Raw genomic sequence first — 22,514 nt, 5'->3', positions numbered from 1 at the left:
GCGCGTCGTCGCGAAATCGCCGGGAGGGAGCCCGGCGGCTCCGCCACGACCGCACCCGACTTCACGTGGTGGGCTGCGGCCGCGCGTCGTCGCGAAATCGCCGGGACGGACCCCGGCGGCTCCGGCGCGGTCACCCACGACCCCGGCGAACGCATGTGGTGAGCGGCGACCCGTGTCAAATGTCGACTTATCGATGTGGCGACTTGTCGATCAAGAGATGAAGCGGCTAATCGGTAGGTGACTGCGCCTCGCGCTCGGCCTTCTTGCGGGCGCGCTCGGCGAGCTCGGCGGCGTCCATCTCGGCGGCCTTCTGCGGGGTGGGGGCGGAGCCGCCGAGGCGGGCGGGGGTCCACCAGGTGCCGGGGGCCTTCTCGTCCTCGGGGTAGTCGTCGAGGACCTCGTCGAGCATGCGCTGCATGACGGAGCGGAGCTCTGCGGTCTCGGCGACCGGATCCTCGCCCGTCGGGTAGAGGGGCTCGCCGACCTTGACGATGATCGTCTTGGGGCTGCGGGAGAAGTCCTTGGGGTGGTCCTTGGTCATCAGCCGGTGGGCTCCCCAGACGATCACCGGGATGAGGGGGACGCCGGTCTCGGCGGCGAGGCGGGCGGCGCCGGTCTTGAGCTCCTTGATCTCGAAGGAGCGCGAGATCGTGGCCTCGGGGTAGATGCCGACGATCTCGCCGGACTCGAGGTAGGACTTGGCGTCGACCAGGGCCTGGTCGGGGTTGGCGCGGTCGACGCGGATGTGGTGGAAGGAGCGGAGCAGGTGGCCCACGCCGGCCTTGTCCATCATCTCCTTCTTGATCATGAACCGGACCAGGCGGCCCTGCGGCTCGGCGCCGGCGCCGCCGTAGATGAAGTCGACGTAGCCGGTGTGGTTGATCGCGAGGAGAGCGGCGCCCTTCTTGGGGATGTGCTCGGAGCCGGTGACGACCACCCGCTGGCGCATCAGCTTGAACAGCACCTTGGCGGCGACGATGACGGGCGGGTAGGTGATGTCCAGCATCGTTCGAGTGTGACAGGCGCGCGGAATGACCGCGACACCGTGCGACGCAGAATCCGCGACTGGAATTGTCCCCAGCGAACAAAAACTGGGGGGTGGCTAGCGTCGCGTGGCCAAGAAGTCAGCGATCCGGCCGATGGCCTCTTCGAGTACGTCGACGTCGGGCAGCGTGACGAGGCGGAAGTGGTCGGGCTCGGGCCAGTTGAAGCCGGTGCCGTGGGTGACCAGGATCTTCTTCGCCCGCAGCAGCTCGATCACGAACTGCTCGTCGTTCTCGATCGGGTAGACCGCAGGGTCGAGGCGGGGGAAGCAGTAGAGCGCGCCACGCGGGCGCACCGAGGTGACGCCGGGGATCTCGTTGAGCAGGCGGTCGGCCAGCATCGACTGCTCGTAGAAGCGGCCGCCGGGGACGATCAGCTCGTTGATGGACTGGTAGCCGCCGAGGGCGGTCTGGATCGCGTGCTGGGCGGGCACGTTGGCGCACATCCGCATGTTGGCGATCAGGGTGAGGCCCTCGAGGAACTCCTCCGCGATCTCCTTGGGGCCGGAGATCATCACCCAGCCGGCGCGATACCCGCACACGCGGTAGGCCTTCGAGAGCCCGCTGAAGGTCAGGCACAGCACGTCGCTGCCGGCGGCCTCGGCGGCGTGATGGTGCACCGCGTCGTCGAACAGGATCTTCTCGTAGATCTCGTCGGCGAAGACGACCAGCTGGTGGCGGCGCGCGATGTCGACGAGCGCGGCCACCATCTCCTTGCTGTAGACGGCGCCGGTGGGGTTGTTGGGGTTGATGATCACCAGGCCGTGCGTGTTCTCGGTGATCTTCGACTCGATGTCGTCGAGGTCCGGCATCCAGCCGTTCTCCTCGTCGCACCGGTAATGGACCGGAGTGCCGCCGGACAGCGTGACCGCGCCGGTCCACAGCGGATAGTCGGGCGCGGGGACCAGGATCTCGTTGCCGTCGTCGAGGAAAGCCTGGAGCACCATGGAGATCAGCTCGGAGACGCCGTTGCCGATGAAGACGTCCTCGACCTCGGTCTCGCGGAGGCCGCGGGACTGGTAGTACTGCGCGACCGCGGTGCGCGCGGAGTAGATGCCCTGGGAGTCGCTGTAGCCCTGGGACTCGGGCAGGTGGTGGGTGACGTCGGCGAGGATCGCCTCGGGGGCCTCGAAGCCGAACGGTGCGGGGTTGCCGATGTTGAGCTTGAGGATGCGGTGGCCTTCTGCCTCGAGGCGCTGTGCCTCGACGAGGATGGGGCCTCGGACGTCGTAGCGGACGTTTCGCAGCTTCTGGCTCTGGCGGATCTTGCGCACGGCTCATTGTCGCAGGCGGTACGGCGGGGGTGCCTCCCGGTTGTCTGCCGGTGATCCCGGTGGGTGACCCCAGGGACGCCGGCTGCGCCGGCCCGCTGCCGCTCCCGGCTTGCTCGCTCCGCCGCGCTTCGGCGCTCGTCGGTCGCGCGCCGCGCGGTGCGGGGCGCCGGCGCGTCGTCGCGAAATCGCCGGGAGCGGCACCGTCCCGGCTCCGCCGGCATCCCTGGTGCCGCTGGTTGTCGTGGTCGCCACGTCGATCGCGGGTCGCCGCTCGCCGTACCATCGTGGTGTGGCTCGGACCACCGTTCCGTTGACGCTGGATCACGTGGCCGCCCTCGATGAGCTGGGTGGGCCGTGTCGAGCGTGCCTGTTCTGGGAGCTCGACCCGGTGCGGCGGGACGCGGTGGCGGAGGGGGAGCGCGCCGACGTGAAGGAGGCGTGGATCTCCGAGGTGCTGCGGGAGTGGGGGTCGTGCGGGCGGGTGGCGCTCGTGGACGGGGTGCCGGTGGGGTTCCTGGTCTATGCGCCGGCGGCGTACCTGCCGGGGGCGGCGGCGTTCCCGACGGCGCCGGTGTCGCCGGACGCGGTGCTGTTGACGACCGCGCGGGTGCGGGAGGAGTACGGCGCCGCGGGGATCGGCCGGCTGCTGGTGCAGGGGATGGCGCGCGACCTGATCGGGCGCGGCGACGGGGTGCGGGCGGTGGAGGCGTTCGCGACCACGGGGCGCCTGCGCAGCGGCGAGGGGTGCGTGGTGCCGGCGGAGTTCCTGGCGCGGGTGGGGTTCAAGACCCATCGCGCCCATCCGCGCACGCCGCGGATGCGGATGGAGCTGCGGTCGATCGTCACGTGGCGCGACGAGGTCGAGGCCGCGATCGAGAAGCTGGTCGGCGTCGTGCAGCCGCAGAAGCGGCCGACGCCCGCGCACCGCGACCTCAACTGACGCGCTGACCCCCCTGGCGCTCAGGGGGCGAGGAAGGCCTCCGCGGTGGCGTCGAGGAGCGGGTTGGTCCCCGCGCCAGGGAGGTAGCCGTAGTTGAGGGTCCACAGGATGGTGCCACCGACCCCGTGCTCGCGCACCCACGCACCCTTGGCGCCGATCGAGCGCTCGTCCTCGTAGGACAGCATGCCGGCCGGTGCTGCCGCGGGATCGACCGCAGGGACGTAGCCGCCGCCGTCGTAGAGCCGGTACGTCGACTGCGCCGCGGCGTCCCAGTGGAGCGATCCGTGGGAGAGATAGCCCTTGCGGACCAGCTCGGCATAGCCGAGCGCGGCGTCCTGGACCTCGAAGATGTCGTTGCCGGCGTCGTACTCGCGCGGACCGTCGATCTCCGGGCCGTAGTAGATGCCGTAGAAGCCGATGCCGATGCCGAGCCGGGCCGCGGGCACGCCGGTGCGGACGTACGCCGCGATGCTGGACGAGATGTCGACCGGGTGGTCGGGCCCGGCGCCGGTCAGGGCACCGGAGAACCAGGAGTGCCACCCGGTGCCGTGACCCCACCAGGTGGTGCCGACGCCGTACGTCATCAGGTTGTACTGGTCGACCGCGTTGGCGACGTCGGCCTGCCACTGCTCGACCTTGCCGCCCGGGCGGAGGAAGTTGATGTTGACGGCATAGCCGGGGAACGTGATGAGAGCGGGCGTCCGGTCGTAGCGCGGGCGGCTCGCGAGCTCGGTGCGGAGGTCAGCGATGAGTGCTCGAAGACGGCGCCGGGCCTCGGCCGCACCGACGCCGCAGCCCGCCTCGCCGCCCAGGCAGTTCTCCCAGTCGAGGTCCACCCCGTCGTAGTCGTGGGCGACCAGGTAGTCGGCTACGGCCTCGACGAACGCCGGCCGACGCGCGTCGCTCGTCGACGCGACGAACCCGCGCCCGTCCAGACCGTCCCCGCCGAGCATCAGGAGGGCCGCGGTCCCGGCAGCGTGAGCCCTTCGCACCAGGTAGTCCTCGACCGAGTCGCCGCGGCCGTCCGGAGCGAGTCCTGGGTCGTGGGCCGTGCCGGCGCCCGGGACCACCGTGCCGGGCCGACCGCCCAAGGACCCGCCACCCGGCGCGACACGACCGAACACGAGGTGGGTCATCGCGTCCATGTCGACGACCTCCGGCGGATACATCTGGTCCCAGAACCAGCCGGCGTAGTAGCCGGTCACCCACGGGGTGCTGCCGTGGGGAGCATCCTCGGCGACCACGGTCACCGCCCGGCTCCGCATCGCCCCGGCATCCCGCCAGCGCGGCGCGACGGCGCGATAACGGGCCGTCCGTCCCACCGTCGTGGCGAGCACGACCTGCCGGCGCTGCTGGCCCGCTCCCGTCACGGTCTGCCACCGACCGTCTCGCCGCACCTGCAGGCGGACCGGCCGGCCCCGCCGCACGGGGCGCACCGTCGCGGTGAGACGCACCCGGGTGCCGGTGCGTACGGCGTGGGGCGCCGCGAGCCGGATACCCGACGCCCGCCGCGACTCCGACCCGATCCTGCCCGGCTCGGCCGGCGCGGGGGGAGCCGCGACGAGCACGAGGCCCGCGAGGACGGCCGACAGGACGGCAACGTAGGCGACGACGGCGGCAGGGACGGGGCTTCGCATGTGCCGATGCTGCGCCGTCGGCGGCACCCCGCGTGCCGGGGCGCTCGAGATTCATCCTCGAGACGGACGACAACGAGACCTTGGTCCCGGGACCCCCGGGGAAGGTCCCGGGACCCGAGAAAACGGCCGACGCCCGCCCACCGCGAGCGGTAAGCGGGCGCCGTACTAGTCAGGCGCTCGGCCTCGTCAGCTGATGAGGTCCTCGAGCTCCTTGAGGATCGCGGCCTTCGGGCGGGCGCCGACGATGGTCTTCACGACCTCGCCGTTCTGGTAGACGTTGATGGTCGGGATGCCGGTGACGCGGTACGACGCCGGGGTGACCGGGTTCTCGTCGACGTTCATCTTCCGGAACTCGATCTTGTCGCCGTGCTGGCCGGCGATCTCGTCGAGGATCGGGGCGACCTGGCGGCACGGGCCGCACCACTCGGCCCAGAAGTCCACGAGGACGGGCTTGTCGGACTTGAGGACCTGCGCCTCGAACTCGGCGTCGGTCACGGCGGAGATGTTGTCAGCCACGGAGGGCCACCCTTCGGATCTGGAAAGTGAACGAAACGTCTAGCAGGAGAACGTACGCCTCCCCGCTGGCATTCCCGGTCAGGAGACGCCGGCGGTGGCGGCTGCGTGCGCGATCTCGGCGAGGTACTTCTCGGCGTCGAGCGCGGCCGCGCAGCCGGTGCCGGCAGCGGTGATCGCCTGCTGGTAGCGGCGGTCGACCAGGTCGCCGGCGGCGAACACGCCCGGCTGGTTGGTCGCGGTCGAGCCCGGCTGTACGACGACGTAGCCGTCGTCGTCGAGGTCGATCTGGCCCGTGAGCAGCTCCGAGCGCGGGTCGTGGCCGATCGCGATGAACAGGCCGGTCGCGGCCATGTCGCGCTTCTCGCCGGTCACCGTGTCGCGGAGCGTGATCGACTCCAGAGAATCGGTGCCGTTGATCGAGTCGACCTCGGCGTTCCAGACGATCTCGAGCTTGGGGTCGGCGAACGCGCGCTCCTGCATGATCTTCGAGGCGCGCAGCTCGTCGCGGCGGTGGATCAGCGAGACCTTCGAGCCGAACCGGGTGAGGAACGTCGCCTCCTCGACCGCCGAGTCGCCGCCGCCGATGACCGCGATGTGCTGCTCGCGGAAGAAGAACCCGTCACACGTCGCGCAGTAGGAGACGCCGCGGCCCGAGAGGGTCTCCTCGTTGGGCAGGCCGAGCTTGCGGTAGGCCGAGCCCATCGCCAGCACCACCGTGTGAGCGGTGTAGGTGTCGGTCGCGGTCTTGACGACCTTGACCGGACCGGACAGGTCGACCTCGACCACGTCGTCGGCCACCAGCTCGGCGCCGAAGCGCTCGGCCTGGGCGCGCATCTCGTCCATCAGGGCCGGGCCCATGATGCCGTCGCGGAAGCCTGGGAAGTTCTCGACCTCGGTGGTGTTCATCAGCGCGCCGCCGGCGGTCACCGAGCCCTCGAACACGAGCGGGTGCAGGTTCGCCCGCGCGCTGTAGACGGCGGCCGTGTAACCGGCGGGACCGGAGCCGATGATGATGACGTTGCGCGGCTCGGTGGCGGTGCTCAAACCGGTGTCGGACATGTGCGGAGTGCTCCTCGGGAGGGCAGGGGGGGGCTGGTGGGACCGTGTGGTGTCAACCCGATCGTAGGCCGGGATGTTCCCCGGCCCGAGGCCCGCCCGCCGGACGGTCAGCGGCCGCCGCGCGCCCGCGAGGGCAGCGTCGTCGACCGCAGCACGTCGGCGGTGTCGCACTGGAGCACGTCGACGACCTGGTTGTCGCCCTGCGGCTCGCGGAAGGCGGCCATCGCCGAGCGCCCGTCGTAGCGGACGCCGAAGTGGATGCCGGGACCCCAGGCGGCCGGCGCGCACTGGAACCCACGCGGAAGCACCACGAACGATCCGAGGTAGTAGCCGCGTCGTACCCCGTCGAGCTTCTCGATCTGGAGCCACTCGAGGTCGGCCTTGAGGTGGCCCGTCCGGACCTGCGGCGTCGTGGCGGGCGCCTTGATCCGGAGCGTTCGGAGGGCCGGGCGGTCCTCGTTGCCGAGGACCATCTCGCCCGGGCCGGTGCCGTCGGAGGGGGCCTTCGCCGACCCGAGGTCGTCGGCGGCTTCGGCCTCGCCGCGGTCGACCGCACCGCCATCGGCGTCGGCGCCGGCGCTCGCCTGGTCGGGCGACGACGACTGGTCCAGGTACTGGCCCACGGCGACGCCGCCGACCACGAGGGCCGCCGCGGCGACCAGCAGCCCGGCCGCCGTACGGCGCCGCCGGCTCGCGAGCGGGACCACCGCGGCGGTGCGGTCGTCCTCCGTGTCGTCCGTCGTGCCGTCCGCCGGGCCGGCCTCCTGTTCGCGGTCGGCGACGAGGCCGGCGAGGGTGGCGTCGAGCCGGGACGCGACCTCGGGCGGCACCGGACCGGCGGCCCGGGCGTCGGCGAGCAGCCGGCGCACGGCCGCGTCGTCGGCGGCGGAGGCGGGTCCGTCCTGGCGCTCGTCGTCGGTGGGGGAGGTCATGGCTGTCCTGTGCTCGGGAGTCAGTGACTCATAGTCGGGAGGGGGCGCGGTCCTCGTCGGGCGGGCCGCGCGGAGGGGATGTGGGTCCGACGTCCGGTCCGGACGGCGGGTTCCCCGTGACCGGTGTGACGGCCGCCGCGTCGGCGCTGGTGTCGGTGTCGTCGAGCAGCGGCCGCAGCAGTTCGGCGAGCCGGGCCCGCCCGCGGGAGCAGCGGGACTTCACCGTGCCCTCCGCACAGTCGAGGATGGCCGCCGCCTCGGCCACCGAGTAGCCCTCCATGTCGACGAGCACGATCGCCGCCCGCTGGTCCGCCGACAGCTCGCCGAGCGCGGCCAGCACCTGGCGGCGCTGGTCGGCGCGCGCGGAGTGCTCGGCCGGGTCGAGCGTCTCGTCGGTCCCGGACGCGGCGGTGTCGAGCGAGCCCCGGCCCGTCTCGTCGACGTCGTCGGGCAGGGGGTCGGCGCGTCGTACCTTCGCCGCACGCAGGCGGTCGAGGCAGGCGTTGACCACCACCCGGTGCAGCCAGGAGGTGACCGCGGCGTCGCCGCGGTAGGAGCCCGCCCGGCGGAACGCGGCGATCATCCCGTCCTGGAGACCGTCGGCCGCCCCCTCGGGCTCGCCCATCGTGCGCAGCGCCACCGCCCACAGCCGGTCGCGGTGGCGCGCGAAGAGCTCGCCGAACGCCTCGGCGTCGCCCGCGACGTGGGCGGCGAGGAGCTCGGCGTCGGTGCGCTCGTCGGTGCGCACTGTGCGCTCAGTCGCCACGGACCACCACCTCTGCCAGCTCTGCACGGTAGCCGCCCGAGACCTCCGGAAGCGAGGTGATCCAGAGCAGCACGTAGCGACCGTCGACCGGCTCCTCCGGCTCGAGCGAGGCCGTCGGCCCGGTCGCCTCCACCTCCGCGACGGGGTCGCCGGTCGGGGCGCCGGTGGGCGCGGTGTCGGTGACGTACATGCGCACCGTCGTCGGAGCGCCGAGGAAGGTCAGGTCGGCGGAGTGCACCGTCGCGGCGTCGCCGAGGTCGAGGACCAGCCCCACGCCGGGCTTGAGCCCGCCGGGGCCGAACTGCTGCTCGTAGGTGTCGGTGGGCCAGGTCGAGGCCGGGTCGCCGTCGATCGCGTTGGAGACCTCGTCGGGGTGCTCGTCGTCGCCGAACGGGTCGAGGTCCGACGCGGTCAGGCCGGTCAGCTGGCGCACCGGCGCGGCGGCCGGGGAGCTGGCCGACCGCGACGGCGTGGGGTCGGGCTCGGCGCCCAGCGGCGTGCGCCCGCGGCCGAGGTTGAACGCGACGATCACCGCGAGCAGCAGCAGCAGAGCGGCGGAGATGCCCATCGCCAGGCGCAGCCAGCTCCGCCCCGGCACGGCGTCGTCCTCGCCGATCTCTCCGGTCGCCGGACCGAACCCGTCGGTGTCGGCCGTCCACGGCCAGTACTCCTTGCCCTCGGCGGGCGGCGGAGGCGGCATCGACACCGGCGCCGGACGGGGTACGTCGTCCCGCGGCCGGCGTACCGGGTCGGGCGCGAAGAGCGGGCGCTCCGGCGGCTCCTCGAACGGCGGGGGCGGGGGCGGCGGGGTCGCCCGGGCGCGGAGCCAGGCGACGTCGTCGCCGTCGCCGAAGACCGGCATGCCGGCCTCGGTCGGCAGGTCCACGACGGCCGGCGCCGCTGTCCCATCAGTGTCGGCATCGGCGTCGCTGCGGGCGTCGGCTTCTGGCTCGGCGTCAGCGGCGACGTCAAGGTCCTCATCGTCGTCCTCGTCGTCGGCCTCGGCGTCGGCGTCGACCAGCCGGGTCTCGGGCTCGTCCCCGTCGGGAGCCGGGCCGGGCTTCGGGGAGGACGCGGTGAGCGTCGCGATGCGCTGCGTGGCCGGCGGGTCCGCCGCGGCGGCACTCTCGCCGGCCGACCGCTCCGGCGCGGCCTGTGCCTGCGCGACCGGCCGGACCGTCGGTATGCCGTCGGTGTCGTCGCGCTCGTGCGGCAACGGGTCGTCGACCGTGGGCAGGACCACGGGACGCACCTCGTTGACCGGCGGCACCGACGCGGCGAGTGCCTCCGGCAACCCGGTGGGATCACCGAGGAAGTCCAGCAGCCGCTGCTGGATCGCGGGCACGGTCTCGAGGTCGGCGGAGGCGCTCGAGGCCCAGCGGAGCCGGCCCTCGCCGGAGCGGTGGGCGGTGAGGTCGAGCCACAGCTGGTCGAGGGGTCGCGGTACCCCGGCGCGGACCCGCCGCGGCGACAGTACCTCGCCGTGCGCGACCGGCGCCGCCGCGACGGCCGACGTCGAGGGGCCGGGCCAGGTCGCGGTGAGCGCGCAGTAGAGCAGGCCGGCGAGGTCGGCGCGGTCGGTGGCCTCGTCGCTCCCGGTGATGCCGTGCAGCGCCGCGTCGACGCACAGGCCGATCAGCCGGACCGCGCCGTAGCGGTCGATGAGCACGTTCTCGGGGTTGAGCCGGCCGTGCACGACGCCGGCCGCGTGCGCCCGAGCGATCGCGCCGGCGACGTCGGCGGTGAGCCATGCCGAGCGCCGCGGGCCGAGCGGCCCGGTCTGGCGGACGAGGATGTCGAGCGAGATGCCGGTGCCCCACTCGTTGACGACGTAGCAGAGCCCGTCGCGGTGGTCGGCGTCGAGCACGCGCAGGATGCGGGCGTCGAGCACCTGCGCCGAGAGGCTCGCGGCGTCGAGCAGGGGCTGCGCCCGCTCGTCGTCCTCGGCGAGCACGTGCAGGGCGACGGGGCGCTCGAGGACCAGGTCGTGGGCGCGCCAGAACCGGCCGCTCCCGCTCTCGCTCAGCAGGTCGACCAAGCGGTAGCGGCCGGCGAGCACGTCACCCGGCCGCGTCGACTGTGCCACGGGAGCCACCCCAGTCCTTTCCGTGTCCCTCGTTCATCGTAGGCCGCTCGCACCGGCGATGTGCGGGTACGCCGCGGCCCGCCGCCGAACCGCACCGAGCCCTCAACCGCGTCGCAACCGGCCGGTCACCGTGGCGAGCACCGACGTCACCTCACGCAGCCCCAGCAGGCGCGCCAGCACGACGAACGCGACCACGTCGACGGCCGTGATCAGCACCCCCTCGAGCAGTGCCCACGGCCAGCTGTCCGCACCGGGGAGCTGGTCGCTTGCGCCGCCGACGACCCAGGCCGCGATCGCCGCGACGGCGCTCGCGACGCCGGCCGCCACGAGGAGCCGGAGCGCGAAGCCTCCCAGCGTCCCGAGGCCGCTGCTACCGATCCGCCGCTGCAGCATCGCGAACGACACCGCGGCGCCGACGCCGTACGCGCCGGTGTAGGCGAGGATCAGCGCCGGTGCGGTGTTGCCGGCGTCGGACATCCCGACGAACCACACGGCCAGACCGACGTTGACCGCGGCGATCAGGCACTGGATGAAGAACACCGTGCGGTTGAGCTCGAGCGCGTAGAACCCGCGCAGCGTCAGGTAGTGGATCGTGAACAGCACGATTCCGGCCCCGAACAGCGAGAGCGGCGTCTCGAAGAGGTGGTACTTCGCGGCCGTGGCGCCGTGGCCCCAGATCACCTGGGCGATGTCGTCGGCGACCACGGGCAGCAGCAGCGCGAACGGCACCAGCACCACCAGCGCGGCGCGGATCGTGTCGGTGAGCGTCCGCCCCAGCGCGGGCAGGTCGCTGCCGGCCGCGTGGGCGGCGAGCCGCGGCAGGATCGCGGTCGCGAGCGACACCGTGATGATCGAGTGCGGCACCATCGTCACCAGCTGGGCGCTCGAGTAGACGAACACACCGGTGCCGTCGTCGGACTCGGCCGTGCCCCCGGAGGCGAGCCGCACCACGACGACGTACGCCGCCTGGTTGACGATGACGAACAGCACGGTCCACACGCCGAGCCGGAACGTCGCGCCCAGCCCGGTGTGCAGGAAGTCGAACCGCGGGCGGTAGCTGACGCCGGCTGCGCTCAGGAACGGCACCAGGATCACCAGCTGGGCCAGGATCCCCACCGTCGAGCCGATGCCGAGGAGCGCCTCCTGACCCCCGGTGAACAGCCCGCCCTGCTCGGGCTCGGACGCCGGCCCGAACGCGAGCAGGTAGATCACCAGCACGCTGACGGCGATCACGTTGTTGGCGATCGGCGCCCACATCATCGGGCCGAACCGGCCGCGCGCGTTGAGGACCTGGCCGACCAGCACGAACATCCCGTAGAAGAAGACCTGCGGCAGGCAGAACCGCGCGAAGTCGATCGCCGACTGGCGCTGGGCCGCGAGCTCGGGGTCGCGGTAGTCGGCGTCGAGCATCACGTCCATCACGGTCGGCGCCGCGATGACGAGCAGCACGGTCACCGCGCCGAGGAACAGCACCGCGAGCGTCATGATGCGGTCGACGTACGCCGCCCCACCGTCCGCGTCGCCCTTCATCGCCCGGACCAGCTGCGGCACGAGCACCGCGTTGAAGACGCCGCCGGCGAGCAGGATGTAGAGCATGTTGGGCACGGTGTTGGCGACCGTGAACACGTCGGCGCCGACGCCGGCCCCGAGCGCGGCCGCGAGCAGCGTGGAGCGGATGAACCCGCTGAACCGCGAGACCACGGTGCCGGCGGCCATCACCGCGCTGTTGGCGAGGATCCGGCGCTGCTCACCGGCCGGCTCGGCGGCGGGCGAGGCCGGTGTCGACGGCCCGGCCGGGTCGATCGGGTCGCTCATGCGCCGCTCGTCGGGGCCTCGGTGGGTGCGGCGCCGGCCGGCTCCGGCGCGGTGGCGTCCTCGCCTGCGGTGCCCCCGTCGGGCTCGTCCTCGCTCCCACCCGTGCCGCGGATGCGCCGTACCAGCCGGATCGCGATCGCCACGAAGAGGATGCCGCACCCGCCGCCGATGAACCACCAGATGATCTCGCCGACCTGGCCCGAGCGCACCGGCACCACGGCGGTCGCGCCGAGGGAGTTGCCCTCGATGTCGGTCACCGCGAGCCGGACGTTGTGCACGCCGAGCGCGTCGGTGTGGGCGTCGAGGACCACGGTGGTGCGGCTGTTGGGGGCGAGCTCGACCGGGTCGCCGGACTCGATGGCGATGCCGTCCTCGGTGTCGGCCGAGATCCGCACGGTGACCGGCTGCTTGAGCTGGTTCCTGACGGTGACGGCGAAGCTGCCGTCGGCGCTGGACAGCGTGACCCCGGGCGGCGCGCTGATCCGCACCCGCGCCTGCACCCGGCGGATCCAGTCCTCGGACGCCGACAGCATCGAGGCGGTGCCGCTCGGGTCGGGACGGGCGGAGTACGACGCGCCGGTCAGCGCCTCGGTGCGGACCTGGTCGCCGACCGTGTCGTTGCGGCTGAGCATGCGTTGGAGGGTGTCGCCGGCGTCCGCGAGCCCGCGCGCCTGGTCGAAGAGGTAGTCGGGGAGCTCGTAGTCCTCCTGGTCCTCGGGGTAGTCGAGGTCGTCGAGCCCGATCTCCTCGGTCGCGCCCGCAGCCACCTGGCCGACGGTGCCGACGTCGAGCCACCGGGGATCGAGGCCGGACCAGAAGTCGCCGGCGTCGGCGGGGTCGACCGAGCCGGGCAGCACGACGACGAGCGGCGCCGGGTCCGGCGAGAGCAGGCGGACGGCGGCCTCGCTCAGCATCCGCTGGCGCAGCTGGAGCCCGGTCAGCCGCGGGTCGGGGCCCGGACCGCCGGTCGAGGCGGCGTACGACGTGACGACCACCCGGTGCTGCCCGACCTTGCCCACCCGGGGCGGGCCGTCGGGGAACGCCTCGGGGCCGAACATCCGGTCGGTGAGCAGCACCGCCGAGGAGTCGTCGGCGAGCAGGAAGCCGTTGGCGTCGAGGTAGCCGCCCGGCGACCCGAGCACCGGCGTGGTGATGATGCCCCAGTCGTCGAGGATCGAGGTCTGCTCGCGCGCCCGCCGGTAGAGCCGCGGGTCGCTCTCCGCCGCACCGGCCACGTCGAGGTCGCCGTACGGCAGCGCGAGCACCTGGCCGTTGGACAGGCCGGTGCCGAGCTCGTCCTCGAGGTCGTCGAGCCAGGCCTGCGCCTCCGGGTTCGCCGGCTCGGCCGACTCCTCCTCGCCGGCGTCCTCGCCGACGGCGGTGTCGGTGGCCTCGGGGTCCACGCCCTCGCCCTCCTCCTGGCCGTCCTCGCCGGGCGCGGGGCCGGTCGGCGCGATCGAGCGCCCCTTGTTGCCGCGGGCCAGCTGGCGCACCGCGTCGGGGACGGCGGGGTCGACCAGCCAGCTCACCGGGTCGTCGACCGACGCGCTGCCGAACGCGAGCAGCCGGCCGAGGTTGCCATCGGCGGAGAGCGCCTGGTCCCACAGGCCCCGGCGGCCGACCGCGCCGTTGGGCAGGTGGGTGATCCGCCGCCGCAGCGGGATCACGACGGCCGCGTCGACGGTGCGGTCCTCGGCCATCCGCGGGCCGATGTAGGGAAGGAAGGTCCGTGCGCGCCCGTCGGAGTTCGAGTCGTACGGCGTCGCCTCACTGCTCCCGAGCGCGTGCACGCCGAACCAGTAGACGCCCGGGCCGGTGAGGAACGGCGCGAGCTCCGAGCGCGGGACGGTGAGGGAGTACGACGCGGACTCCCCCGGGTCGATGTCGCCGACCTCGTCCTCGACGCCCTCGGTGAGGATCCGGTTGCCGACGACCTCCTCGGGGTCGGCCTGCGCGGCCTCCGCGAGCTCGGCGGCGGTGGTCATGGGCTTCTGGTCGAACCCGGCGCCGCACGCCGGGTCCGCCGAGCAGTCGAAGAACGGGTAGACGGTGACGTCCTCCCACGCGACGACGTCGGTGTTGGTCACCGTCCCGGTGATCTCGATCGGTCCGCTCTCGGGCACGTAGCCGGGAGCCAGTTCGTCGATGGTGAGCGTCAGCGCCGGCTCGTACGGCGCCTCCTCCGCGGCTGCGCGCGCCGGCCCGGGCGCGACCACCGAGGCCGTCGTCAGCCCGCCGCCGGCGAGTGCGGCCACCACTGCCCCACGCACGAGGGCAGGACGACAGCGACGGACCACGCCACGAGGGTAGTGCCGCGCCATACCGACTCGGACCGGGGCGCGCTGCACTCCTAGACTCACCCTTCGTGTCCGACCAGAACCGCCCCGCGTCCGAGCCGTTGCGGCTCGTCGACGTCCAGCAGGCGGTGACCGCGGAGCTCGACCGGATCGCGCCGGTGATCGACGACCTCGGCGCCCGGTTCGCAGACGCCGGGCACGAGCTGGCGCTGGTTGGGGGCCCGGTGCGCGACGCGATGCTCGGCCGCCGCTCCAACGACCTCGACTTCGCGACGTCGGCCCGGCCCGAGGTCACCGAGCGGATCCTGCGCGGGTGGGGCGACGCCTGGTGGGACATGGGCCGCAGCTTCGGGACCATCGGCTGCCGCAAGGGCGACTGGGTGGTCGAGGTGACGACCTACCGCTCCGAGACCTACGACCCCGACAGCCGCAAGCCCGACGTCGACTACGGCGACACCCTGGCCGGCGACCTCGGGCGGCGCGACTTCTCGGTCAACGCGATGGCGGTGCGGGTGCCCGGCCGCGAGATCGAGGACCCGTTCGGCGGCGTCGTCGACCTGGCGCACCAGGTGCTGCGCACCCCCGGCCGCCCCGAGGACTCCTTCTCCGACGACCCGCTGCGGATGATGCGGGCGGCGCGGTTCGCCGCGCAGCTGGGCTTCTCGGTCGATCCCGACGTGGTCCGCGCGATGACCGAGATGGCGGAGCGGCTCTCGATCGTGTCCGCCGAGCGGATCCGCGACGAGCTCGTGAAGCTGATCATGGCGCCCCACCCGCGGCTCGGACTGACGCTGCTCGTCGACACCGGCCTCGCCGACATCGTGCTGCCCGAGCTGCCCGCCCTCAAGCTCGAGCGCGACGAGCACCACCGCCACAAGGACGTCTACGAGCACTCGCTGACCGTGCTCGAGCAGGCGATCGAGCAGGAGGAGGCGAGGTTCGGCGGCAAGCCCGACTTCGTCTCCCGGTTCGCCGCCCTCATGCACGACGTCGGCAAGCCGAAGACGCGCCGCTTCCTCGACGACGGCACCGTGACGTTCCACCACCACGACGTCGTCGGCGCCAAGATCACCCGCAAGCGGATGCAGGCGCTGCGCTTCTCCGGCGACGAGACCGACGCCGTGTGCAAGCTGGTCGAGCTGCACCTGCGGTTCCACGGCTACGGCACCGGCGAGTGGACCGACTCCGCCGTACGGCGCTACGTGCGCGACGCCGGCGACGAGCTCGTCCGCCTGCACGTCCTGACCCGGGCCGACTGCACCACCCGCAACAAGCGCAAGGCCGACCGGCTGCGCCGTACCTATGACGACCTGGAGGCCCGCATCGAGCGGCTGTCCGAGGAGGAGGAGCTGGCGGCGATCCGGCCCGACCTCAACGGCAACCAGGTCATGAAGATCCTCGGCATCAAGCCCGGCCCCGAGGTCGGCGAGGCGTACCGGTTCCTGCTCGACCTGCGGCTCGACGAGGGCCCGAAGTCCCCCGACGAGGCGAAGGCCGCATTACTTGCATGGTGGGCAGAACGCTCGGAGGGCCGTCCGCCCGCGGGTTAGGTTGCGCGGCATCATCCCGCCTGCTCGGAGGTCCGATGTCCCGCCGCCCTGTCGTCGCCGCCCTGACCGGCGTGCTGCTCGCGTTCCTCGCCGCCACCCTCGCCGCCGTCCCGGCGACGGGACGCCCGTCTGCCCAGGTCGCAACGGACGCGACCAAGCCCAACATCGTCGTGATCACCCTCGACGACATGCGCGCCGACGACCTCCAGTGGATGCCCCGCACCCGCGCGCTCATCGGCGACCAGGGAGTGACGTTCGAGCACGCCTACTCGTCCTACCCGCTGTGCTGCCCGGCCCGCTCGTCGTTCCTCACCGGCCAGCACGCCCACAACCACGAGGTGTGGTCGCACCTGGAGCCGTACGGGTTCAAGACGCTGCGTGACGCGGAGGCGCTGCCGGTCTGGCTCCAGGACGCCGGCTACGACACGGTCTTCTTCGGCAAGTACCTCAACGGGTACGGCGTCCAGCCCGCCCCCGACGGGAGCGCGGCGGACTCGCGGCGCTACATCCCGCCCGGCTGGAGCGACTGGCAGGGCGCGCTCGACGGTGGGCCCGGGCCCGGGGAACCGCTCGCGGGCGGCACCTACCGGTTCTTCAACACCACGCTCAACGACAACGGCACGTTCGCGCTCCAGCCGGGTGTCTACCAGTCCGACGCGTTCGCGAACCTCACCGAGACGATCGTCGCCGAGCAGGCGGCGGCGGACGGCCCGTTCTTCCTCTGGGCCAACTACGTCGCCCCGCACCACGGCCAACCCGGCGAGGCCGACGACCCTGCCCCGATCACCCGCGACGACGGCAAGGTCACCGACTTCCAGACGACGGCCCGCCCGCCGCGGTGGCGCAACACGCTCGACGAGGAGCTCACGGTCGCGCCGGGCGCAGCGGGCGAGGACGACGTCAGCGACAAGCCGTTCTTCATCCGCACCCTGCCGCCGCTCAACGACGCCGAGCAGGCGGGGCTCCTCGAGACGGCGCGCCAGCGCGCGGAAGCCCTCGGCGCCACCGACGAGGCGGTCGCCCGGACGATCACGGCCCTCGAGGCGAGCGGGGAGCTCGACGACACCCTGGTCGTCCTCACCTCCGACAACGGCTACTTCCTCGGCGAGCACCGGATCCGGCAGGGCAAGACGCTGCCCTACGAGCCCGCCCTCAACGTGCCGCTCCTCGTGCGGGGCCCCGGCATCCCGGCGAGCGAGGTGCGCAGTGACCCGTTCACGACCACCGACTTCGCGCCGACGCTGCTCGCCGCGGCCGGCGTCGACGTCGACTGGCCCTTCGACGGCGTCTCCCTCCTCGAGGTCGCGCGGCACGGCGACCAGGGCTGGCGTCGGGGCGTGCTCACCGAGACCGGGCCGCGCAACGTGATCGCCAATCTCGACGAGTCCGGCCCGCCGCTCCAGCTCCGGCGCGGCGATCGCGAGTCGCTCAGCTACAGCACCGGCGTACGCACCGCTCGCTATCTGTACGTCGAGCACGCGGACGGCTTCCGCGAGCTCTACGACATGGAGAGCGACCCGGCGCAGGTGAGGAACGTCGTCGACCTCCCGGCCTACGCCGATGACGTCGCGGCCCTCGCCAAGTACCTCCGCGACCTGCGCCTCTGCAAGGGCGGCTCGTGCGCCAAGCCGCTGCCGCGGTCCCTCCAGGCCGGACCCTGAGACTCGCCTCGAGCGCTGTGACCGGGGCCACCTGAAGTTACTACCGCAGCAGGACGTGGGCCCGGTGGGCGCCGTGGCAGGGTCACGGCTCATGACGACAACCCACGAGGCCCGGATGCTCGAGGCCGAGACGGAGATCGCGGCGTCCCCGGAGCAGGTCTGGGAGCTCGTTTCCGACCTGCCGCGGATGGCGAGCTGGAGCCCGCAGGTGGTGCGGACCATCGTGCGCGGGGGCGAGGTGCGCGAGGGCGCCAAGGCGATCAACATCAACCGCAGCGGCTGGAAGGTGTGGCCCACCCAGTCGAAGGTCACCGTCTTCGAGCCGGCGAAGCGGATCTCGTTCCGTGTCGCCGACAACTGGCTGCACTGGACCTACGAGCTGACCCCGACGGCCGCCGGCACCCACGTCCGCCTGACACGTACGGCGCCCGACGGCCTCTCGCCGATCTCGGCGAAGCTGCAGGGCGTGATGATGGGCGGGCTCGACAAGTTCGACCGCGAGGTCCAGGCGGGCATGGAGACCACGCTCGCGCGGATCAAGGCCGAGCTCGAGTCCTGATCGAGTCGGCGCGTCTTCACGCAAAAATGACGCCGAGTCGGCTCGTGATCACGAGCCGACTCGGCGTTCTTCACACAGGTGGGGCGATCACTCGCCGCGAATGAAGGCCTCGAGCTGGGCGCGACCCTCGGTGTCCTCGATCTGCACCGGCGGGCTCTTCATCAGGTAGGCCGACGCCGGGATGATCGGGCCGCCGTGGCCGCGGTCCTTGGCGATCTTGGCCGCGCGGACGGCGTCGATGATGATGCCGGCCGAGTTGGGCGAGTCCCAGACCTCGAGCTTGTACTCGAGGTTGAGCGGGACGTCACCGAACGCGCGTCCCTCGAGGCGCACGTAGGCCCACTTGCGGTCGTCGAGCCAGGCGACGTAGTCGGAGGGGCCGATGTGGACGTTCTTGTCGTCGATCTTGCCGGCGAGCGAGCCCTCGAGGTTGGAGGTCACGGCCTGGGTCTTCGAGACCTTCTTGGACTCCAGGCGCTCGCGCTCGAGCATGTTCTTGAAGTCCATGTTCCCGCCGACGTTGAGCTGGTAGGTGCGGTCCAGCGCCACGCCGCGGTCCTCGAACAGCTTGGCCATCACCCGGTGGGTGATGGTCGCGCCAACCTGCGACTTGATGTCGTCACCGACGATCGGGACGCCCGCGTCCTCGAACTTCTTGGCCCACTCGGGGTCGGAGGCGATGAAGACGGGCAGCGCGTTGACGAAGGCCACGCCGGCGTCGATCGCGCACTGGGCGTAGAACTTGTCGGCCTCCTCCGAGCCCACCGGCAGGTAGGACACCAGCACGTCGACCTCGGCGTCCTTGAGCGCCTGGACGACGTCGACCGGGTCGGCCGCCGACTCCTCGATGGTCTGCCGGTAGTACTTGCCGAGGCCGTCGAGCGTCGGGCCGCGCTGGACCTCGACACCGAGGGTGGGCACGTCGGCGATCTGGATCGTGTTGTTCTCCGAGGCGTTGATGGCCTCGGACAGGTCCTTGCCGACCTTCTTGTCGTCGACGTCGAACGCGGCGACGAACTCGACGTCACCCACGTGGTAGTCGCCGAACTGGACGTGCATCAGGCCGGGCACCGTGCCGTTGGGGTCGGCGTCCCGGTAGTAGTGCACGCCCTGGATCAGGGACGTGGCGCAGTTGCCCACGCCGGCGATCGCTACTCGAACGGAACTCATGGGAGCCCTTCCTTGGTCGTCTCTGCTTCAGCTGCTGCTGTCTTGGTGTCGGTGCCGCGTTCTGCGTTGATCAGGTCGGAGAGCCAGCGGACCTCGCGCTCGACCGACTCGACGCCGTGCCGCTCGAGCTCGGCGGCGTAGCGGTCGACCTCGCGCTGGGTCATCGCGAGCTCGCGCTGCACCCGGTCGAGGCGCTCCTGGAGCCGGGACCGGCGCCCTTCGAGGACGCGGAGCCGGATCTCCATGTCGGTGGAGCTGAAGAACCGGAACCGGATGTCGAAGTTGTCGTCCTCCCACGCGGCAGGACCCACCTCGGACATCAGTCGCGAGAACTCCTCGGTGCCCTTCTCGGTCACCTGGTAGACGATCCGCTGCCGCCGCGACGTCGGCTGGGCCGAGCCGGTGAGCTCCTCGATGAGGTTGTTGCGGAGCATCTTCTTCAGCGCGGGGTAGAGCGACCCGTAGGACAGGATCCGCCCCCACCCGAGCATCAGGTTGAGCCGCTTGCGCAGCTCGTAGCCGTGCATGGGTCCCTCGTGCAGCAGTCCGAGGACCGCCAGCTCGATGGTGTCGCCACGCCGTGCCATGCGATCTATCGTACCGATATATCCGCGGAATGCGAACATCCGATGGATCGCAGGTGTCGTCGGAGCGTACCCAGGGCCGCCTCCGGGGTGGGTCTCCCGTCCGTCGAATGGAGGCTCATCCGCCCGACACGTACGCTGACCCCCCGTGGCAGGCAAGCGCGCGGCAGCATCCCGGTCGAAGACGGCGAAGTCCCCGAAGACCCCGAAGACCGCCAAGCAGCGGATCCTCTGGTTCCTCAAGTGGGGACTCATCGGCGGTCTCGTCATGCTGCTCATCGCCGCTGCCGGCTTCTTCGTCGCCTACCGGATGATCGACATCCCGGACCCCAACGACGAGTTCCTCACCGAGACCACCCACGTCTACTTCGCCGACGGCAAGACCGACCTCGGCAGCTTCGCGATCCAGGAGCGGGACGCGATCGACTACGACGAGATGCCCGAGTCGATCAAGGACGCCGTGGTCGCGGCCGAGAACCAGTCGTTCTGGACCGACGAGGGCATCGACCCCAAGGGCATCCTCAGCGCCGCGTTCAACAACGCCTCGGGCGGTACGACGCGGGGGGCGTCGACGATCACCCAGCAGTACGTGAAGATCCTGTACCTCACGCAGGAGCGCACCTGGAAGCGCAAGCTCAAGGAAGCGATCCTGTCGCTGAAGATCCAGAACCAGTACTCCAAGGAGCAGGTGCTCGAGGGCTACCTCAACACCATCTACTTCGGCCGCGGCGCCTACGGCATCCAGGCCGCCGCGCAGGCCTACTTCGGCATCGACGCCAAGGACCTCGACCTCAAGCAGTCGGCCGTGCTCGCCGCGATCCTCAACGACCCCAACGACCTCGACCCCGACAACGGCCGCGCCGCCAAGCGCGACCTCAAGGGCCGCTACCAGTACGTCATCGACTCGATGGTCGAGATGGAGGAGATCGACTCGAGCCGGGGCGAGAAGGCGCGCAACAAGCTGCCGAAGGTCGAGGAGGAGGCGCGCGAGGACTCCTACGGCGGGCAGAAGGGGCACATGCTCCAGATGGTGCGCCAGGAGCTGCTCCGCCTCGGCTACACCGAGGAGGAGATCGACGGCGGCGGCCTCGAGGTCACCACGACGTTCACCGAGCAGGCGATGACCGCTGCCGAGGACGGCGTGCTCGCGGCCAGGCCCGACGGCTTCAGCGACAAGGAGCTGCACGTCGGCGTCGCGAGCGTGGAGCCCGGCACCGGGGCGGTCCGTGGGTTCTACGCGGGCCAGGACTACCTCCAGTCCCAGCTGAACTGGGCGATCGAGGGGGGCCAGGCCGGCTCGACGTTCAAGGCCTTCGCCGTGGCCGCCGCCCTGAAGGAGGGCTGGTCGCTCAAGGACACGTTCGACGGCAACTCCCCCTACATCGCGCCCGACGGCAACGACTTCGAGAACCAGGGCGACCAGGACTACGGCTCCGCGGTCAGCCTGCTCGCCGCGACCGAGGACTCGGTCAACACGGCGTTCGTCGACATGACCCTCGAGACGCCCAACGGCCCGGAGCGGATCATCGAGACCGCCAACGAGATGGGCATCCCGCCGGAGAAGCCCGGCAGCGACAAGTACGGCTTCCCGACCGACACTCGCGGCCTCCAGGCCAACGCACAGGTCGCGCTCGGCTCGCAGACGGTCAGCCCGATCAACATGGCCAACGGCTACGCGACGCTCGCGGCCAACGGCGTCATGGCCGAGCCCTACATCATCGAGAAGGTCGTCGAGCCCAACGGCGAGACCTGGACCCACAAGGTCGACTCCGAGCGGGTGCTCAGCGAGGACATCGCGGCCGACGCGTCGTACGCCCTCCAGCAGGTGGTCGAGGTCGGCACCGGCACCGGCGCCCAGGCGATCGGCCGGCCGGCCGCTGGCAAGACCGGCACCGCGACCAACGACGACGGCGAGGTCGTCTCGGCGTGGTTCGCCGGCTACACGCCGCAGCTGTCCACGGCAGTGACCTACGTGCGTGGTGACGGTGCCGACCAGATCGACGGGTGGCTGCCCGAGTTCTTCGGCAGCGCGTTCCCGCTCGACACCTGGGTCGCGGTGATGAACGGCGCGATGGAGGGCCTCCCGATCGAGGACTTCCCGGAGCCGGCCTGGGTCGACGGCGAGGCGCCCGCGGAGGGCCACGCGCCGTACACCCCGCCCCCGCCGCCGCCGAAGACCAAGAAGCCGGACCCCGAGCCGAAGGACAGCGACGGCGACGGCGTGCCCGACGACCGGGACAAGTGCCCGGACAACCCGGACATCCCGGGTTCGCCCGACCCCGACGGCAACTGCGAGGTGGGCGACCAGAGCGGGCCGCAGGACAGCGACGGCGACGGCACGCCCGACGACTCCGACCCGTGCCCCCAGGACCCGCAGGACGCGTGCACCGAGGAGCCGGACAGCGACGGCGACGACATCCCGAACAGCGACGACCCGTGCCCGAACGACCCGCTGAACCTGTGTGACGACGGCGATGGCGGCGGCGGCGGAGACGACCCCGACAACCCGGACAACCCGGGCGGCGGCGGCGGTGGTGGCGGCGACGGACGCCCCGCAACGGCCGCACAGCGGACGACGACGCGGCGACGCCGGCGGCCGGTCCAGCCGGACGTGTCCTAGTCTCG

Annotated in this window: 17 protein-coding genes; 5 read left to right on the top strand and 12 right to left on the bottom strand. The window is 72.0% G+C overall.

Annotation, left to right across the window (positions count from 1 at the left end; genetic code table 11):
• Positions 1-226: 226 nt before the first annotated feature.
• Together HNR19_RS21565 and HNR19_RS21560 are read right to left on the bottom strand one after the other, a co-directional pair.
• A complete protein-coding gene (locus HNR19_RS21565; protein WP_179669870.1) occupies positions 227-1,006 on the bottom strand; it encodes a lysophospholipid acyltransferase family protein in 780 nt (259 codons plus the stop codon).
• A gap of 96 nt (positions 1,007-1,102) precedes the next feature.
• Complete coding sequence (locus tag HNR19_RS21560) at positions 1,103-2,317, bottom strand: aminotransferase class I/II-fold pyridoxal phosphate-dependent enzyme (RefSeq protein WP_179669869.1); 1,215 nt, start codon at positions 2,315-2,317, stop codon at positions 1,103-1,105.
• Positions 2,318-2,642: 325 nt separating this feature from the next.
• Here HNR19_RS21560 and HNR19_RS21555 point away from each other — a divergent pair, with 325 nt between their 5' ends.
• Positions 2,643-3,257: a GNAT family N-acetyltransferase gene (locus tag HNR19_RS21555; protein WP_343047318.1), complete on the top strand. Its 615-nt coding sequence runs from the start codon at positions 2,643-2,645 to the stop codon at positions 3,255-3,257.
• A 20-nt stretch (positions 3,258-3,277) separates the two neighbouring features.
• Here the strand turns inward: HNR19_RS21555 and HNR19_RS21550 are convergent, their stop codons facing one another.
• The 8 genes from HNR19_RS21550 to HNR19_RS21515 all read right to left on the bottom strand — a co-directional run bounded on the left by HNR19_RS21550 (position 3,278) and on the right by HNR19_RS21515 (position 14,365).
• The gene (locus HNR19_RS21550) at positions 3,278-4,894 is read right to left on the bottom strand and encodes a glycosyl hydrolase family 18 protein (RefSeq protein ID WP_179669867.1); all 1,617 of its coding nucleotides are present in this window, start codon (positions 4,892-4,894) and stop codon (positions 3,278-3,280) included.
• Positions 4,895-5,080: 186 nt separating this feature from the next.
• Positions 5,081-5,410, bottom strand: a complete 330-nt coding sequence (gene trxA, locus HNR19_RS21545) for a thioredoxin (RefSeq protein ID WP_179669866.1) — start codon at positions 5,408-5,410, stop codon at positions 5,081-5,083.
• 78 nt (positions 5,411-5,488) lie between these two features.
• Positions 5,489-6,469, bottom strand: a complete 981-nt coding sequence (gene trxB / locus HNR19_RS21540) for a thioredoxin-disulfide reductase (protein ID WP_179669865.1) — start codon at positions 6,467-6,469, stop codon at positions 5,489-5,491.
• 107 nt (positions 6,470-6,576) lie between these two features.
• Positions 6,577-7,401 carry a hypothetical protein gene (locus HNR19_RS21535; RefSeq protein WP_179669864.1) on the bottom strand — a complete coding sequence of 275 codons (825 nt, stop codon included), beginning with the start codon at positions 7,399-7,401 and terminating at the stop codon, positions 6,577-6,579.
• 28 nt (positions 7,402-7,429) lie between these two features.
• Positions 7,430-8,167, bottom strand: coding sequence for an RNA polymerase sigma factor SigM (sigM, locus tag HNR19_RS21530; RefSeq protein WP_343047317.1), 738 nt, complete (start codon positions 8,165-8,167; stop codon positions 7,430-7,432).
• Positions 8,157-10,253, bottom strand: coding sequence for a protein kinase family protein (locus tag HNR19_RS21525; RefSeq protein WP_179669863.1), 2,097 nt, complete (start codon positions 10,251-10,253; stop codon positions 8,157-8,159). Before HNR19_RS21525 ends, sigM begins: the two co-directional genes overlap by 11 nt.
• Positions 10,254-10,355: 102 nt before the next feature.
• Positions 10,356-12,068, bottom strand: coding sequence for a murein biosynthesis integral membrane protein MurJ (gene murJ, locus HNR19_RS21520; RefSeq protein WP_179669862.1), 1,713 nt, complete (start codon positions 12,066-12,068; stop codon positions 10,356-10,358).
• Complete coding sequence (locus HNR19_RS21515) at positions 12,065-14,365, bottom strand: DUF6049 family protein (protein WP_179669861.1); 2,301 nt, start codon at positions 14,363-14,365, stop codon at positions 12,065-12,067. Before HNR19_RS21515 ends, murJ begins: the two co-directional genes overlap by 4 nt.
• 101 nt (positions 14,366-14,466) lie before the next feature.
• Between HNR19_RS21515 and HNR19_RS21510 the strand changes: the two genes are divergently transcribed.
• The 3 genes from HNR19_RS21510 to HNR19_RS21500 all read left to right on the top strand — a co-directional run bounded on the left by HNR19_RS21510 (position 14,467) and on the right by HNR19_RS21500 (position 18,135).
• Positions 14,467-15,915, top strand: coding sequence for a CCA tRNA nucleotidyltransferase (locus tag HNR19_RS21510; protein WP_218910874.1), 1,449 nt, complete (start codon positions 14,467-14,469; stop codon positions 15,913-15,915).
• A 35-nt stretch (positions 15,916-15,950) separates the two neighbouring features.
• Positions 15,951-17,576, top strand: a complete 1,626-nt coding sequence (locus HNR19_RS21505) for a sulfatase family protein (RefSeq protein WP_179669859.1) — start codon at positions 15,951-15,953, stop codon at positions 17,574-17,576.
• A gap of 91 nt (positions 17,577-17,667) precedes the next feature.
• Positions 17,668-18,135, top strand: a complete 468-nt coding sequence (locus tag HNR19_RS21500; RefSeq protein WP_179669858.1) for an SRPBCC family protein — start codon at positions 17,668-17,670, stop codon at positions 18,133-18,135.
• 87 nt (positions 18,136-18,222) lie between these two features.
• On the opposite strand, the gene HNR19_RS21495 is transcribed toward HNR19_RS21500, so the two are convergent.
• Positions 18,223-19,305, bottom strand: a complete 1,083-nt coding sequence (locus tag HNR19_RS21495; RefSeq protein ID WP_179669857.1) for an inositol-3-phosphate synthase — start codon at positions 19,303-19,305, stop codon at positions 18,223-18,225.
• Positions 19,302-19,892: a PadR family transcriptional regulator gene (locus HNR19_RS21490; protein WP_179669856.1), complete on the bottom strand. Its 591-nt coding sequence runs from the start codon at positions 19,890-19,892 to the stop codon at positions 19,302-19,304. Before HNR19_RS21490 ends, HNR19_RS21495 begins: the two co-directional genes overlap by 4 nt.
• A gap of 145 nt (positions 19,893-20,037) precedes the next feature.
• On the opposite strand from HNR19_RS21490, the gene HNR19_RS21485 reads away from it, so the two are divergent.
• Positions 20,038-22,509: a transglycosylase domain-containing protein gene (locus HNR19_RS21485; RefSeq protein ID WP_343047316.1), complete on the top strand. Its 2,472-nt coding sequence runs from the start codon at positions 20,038-20,040 to the stop codon at positions 22,507-22,509.
• Positions 22,510-22,514 lie beyond the last annotated feature (5 nt).

Origin of the sequence: Nocardioides thalensis, from assembly GCF_013410655.1 — a bacterium.
GTDB classification, from domain to species: Bacteria; Actinomycetota; Actinomycetes; order Propionibacteriales; family Nocardioidaceae; genus Nocardioides; species Nocardioides thalensis.
Note: the sequence above shows the minus strand (reverse complement) of the source record. Positions and strands in the feature narration are given on the sequence as shown.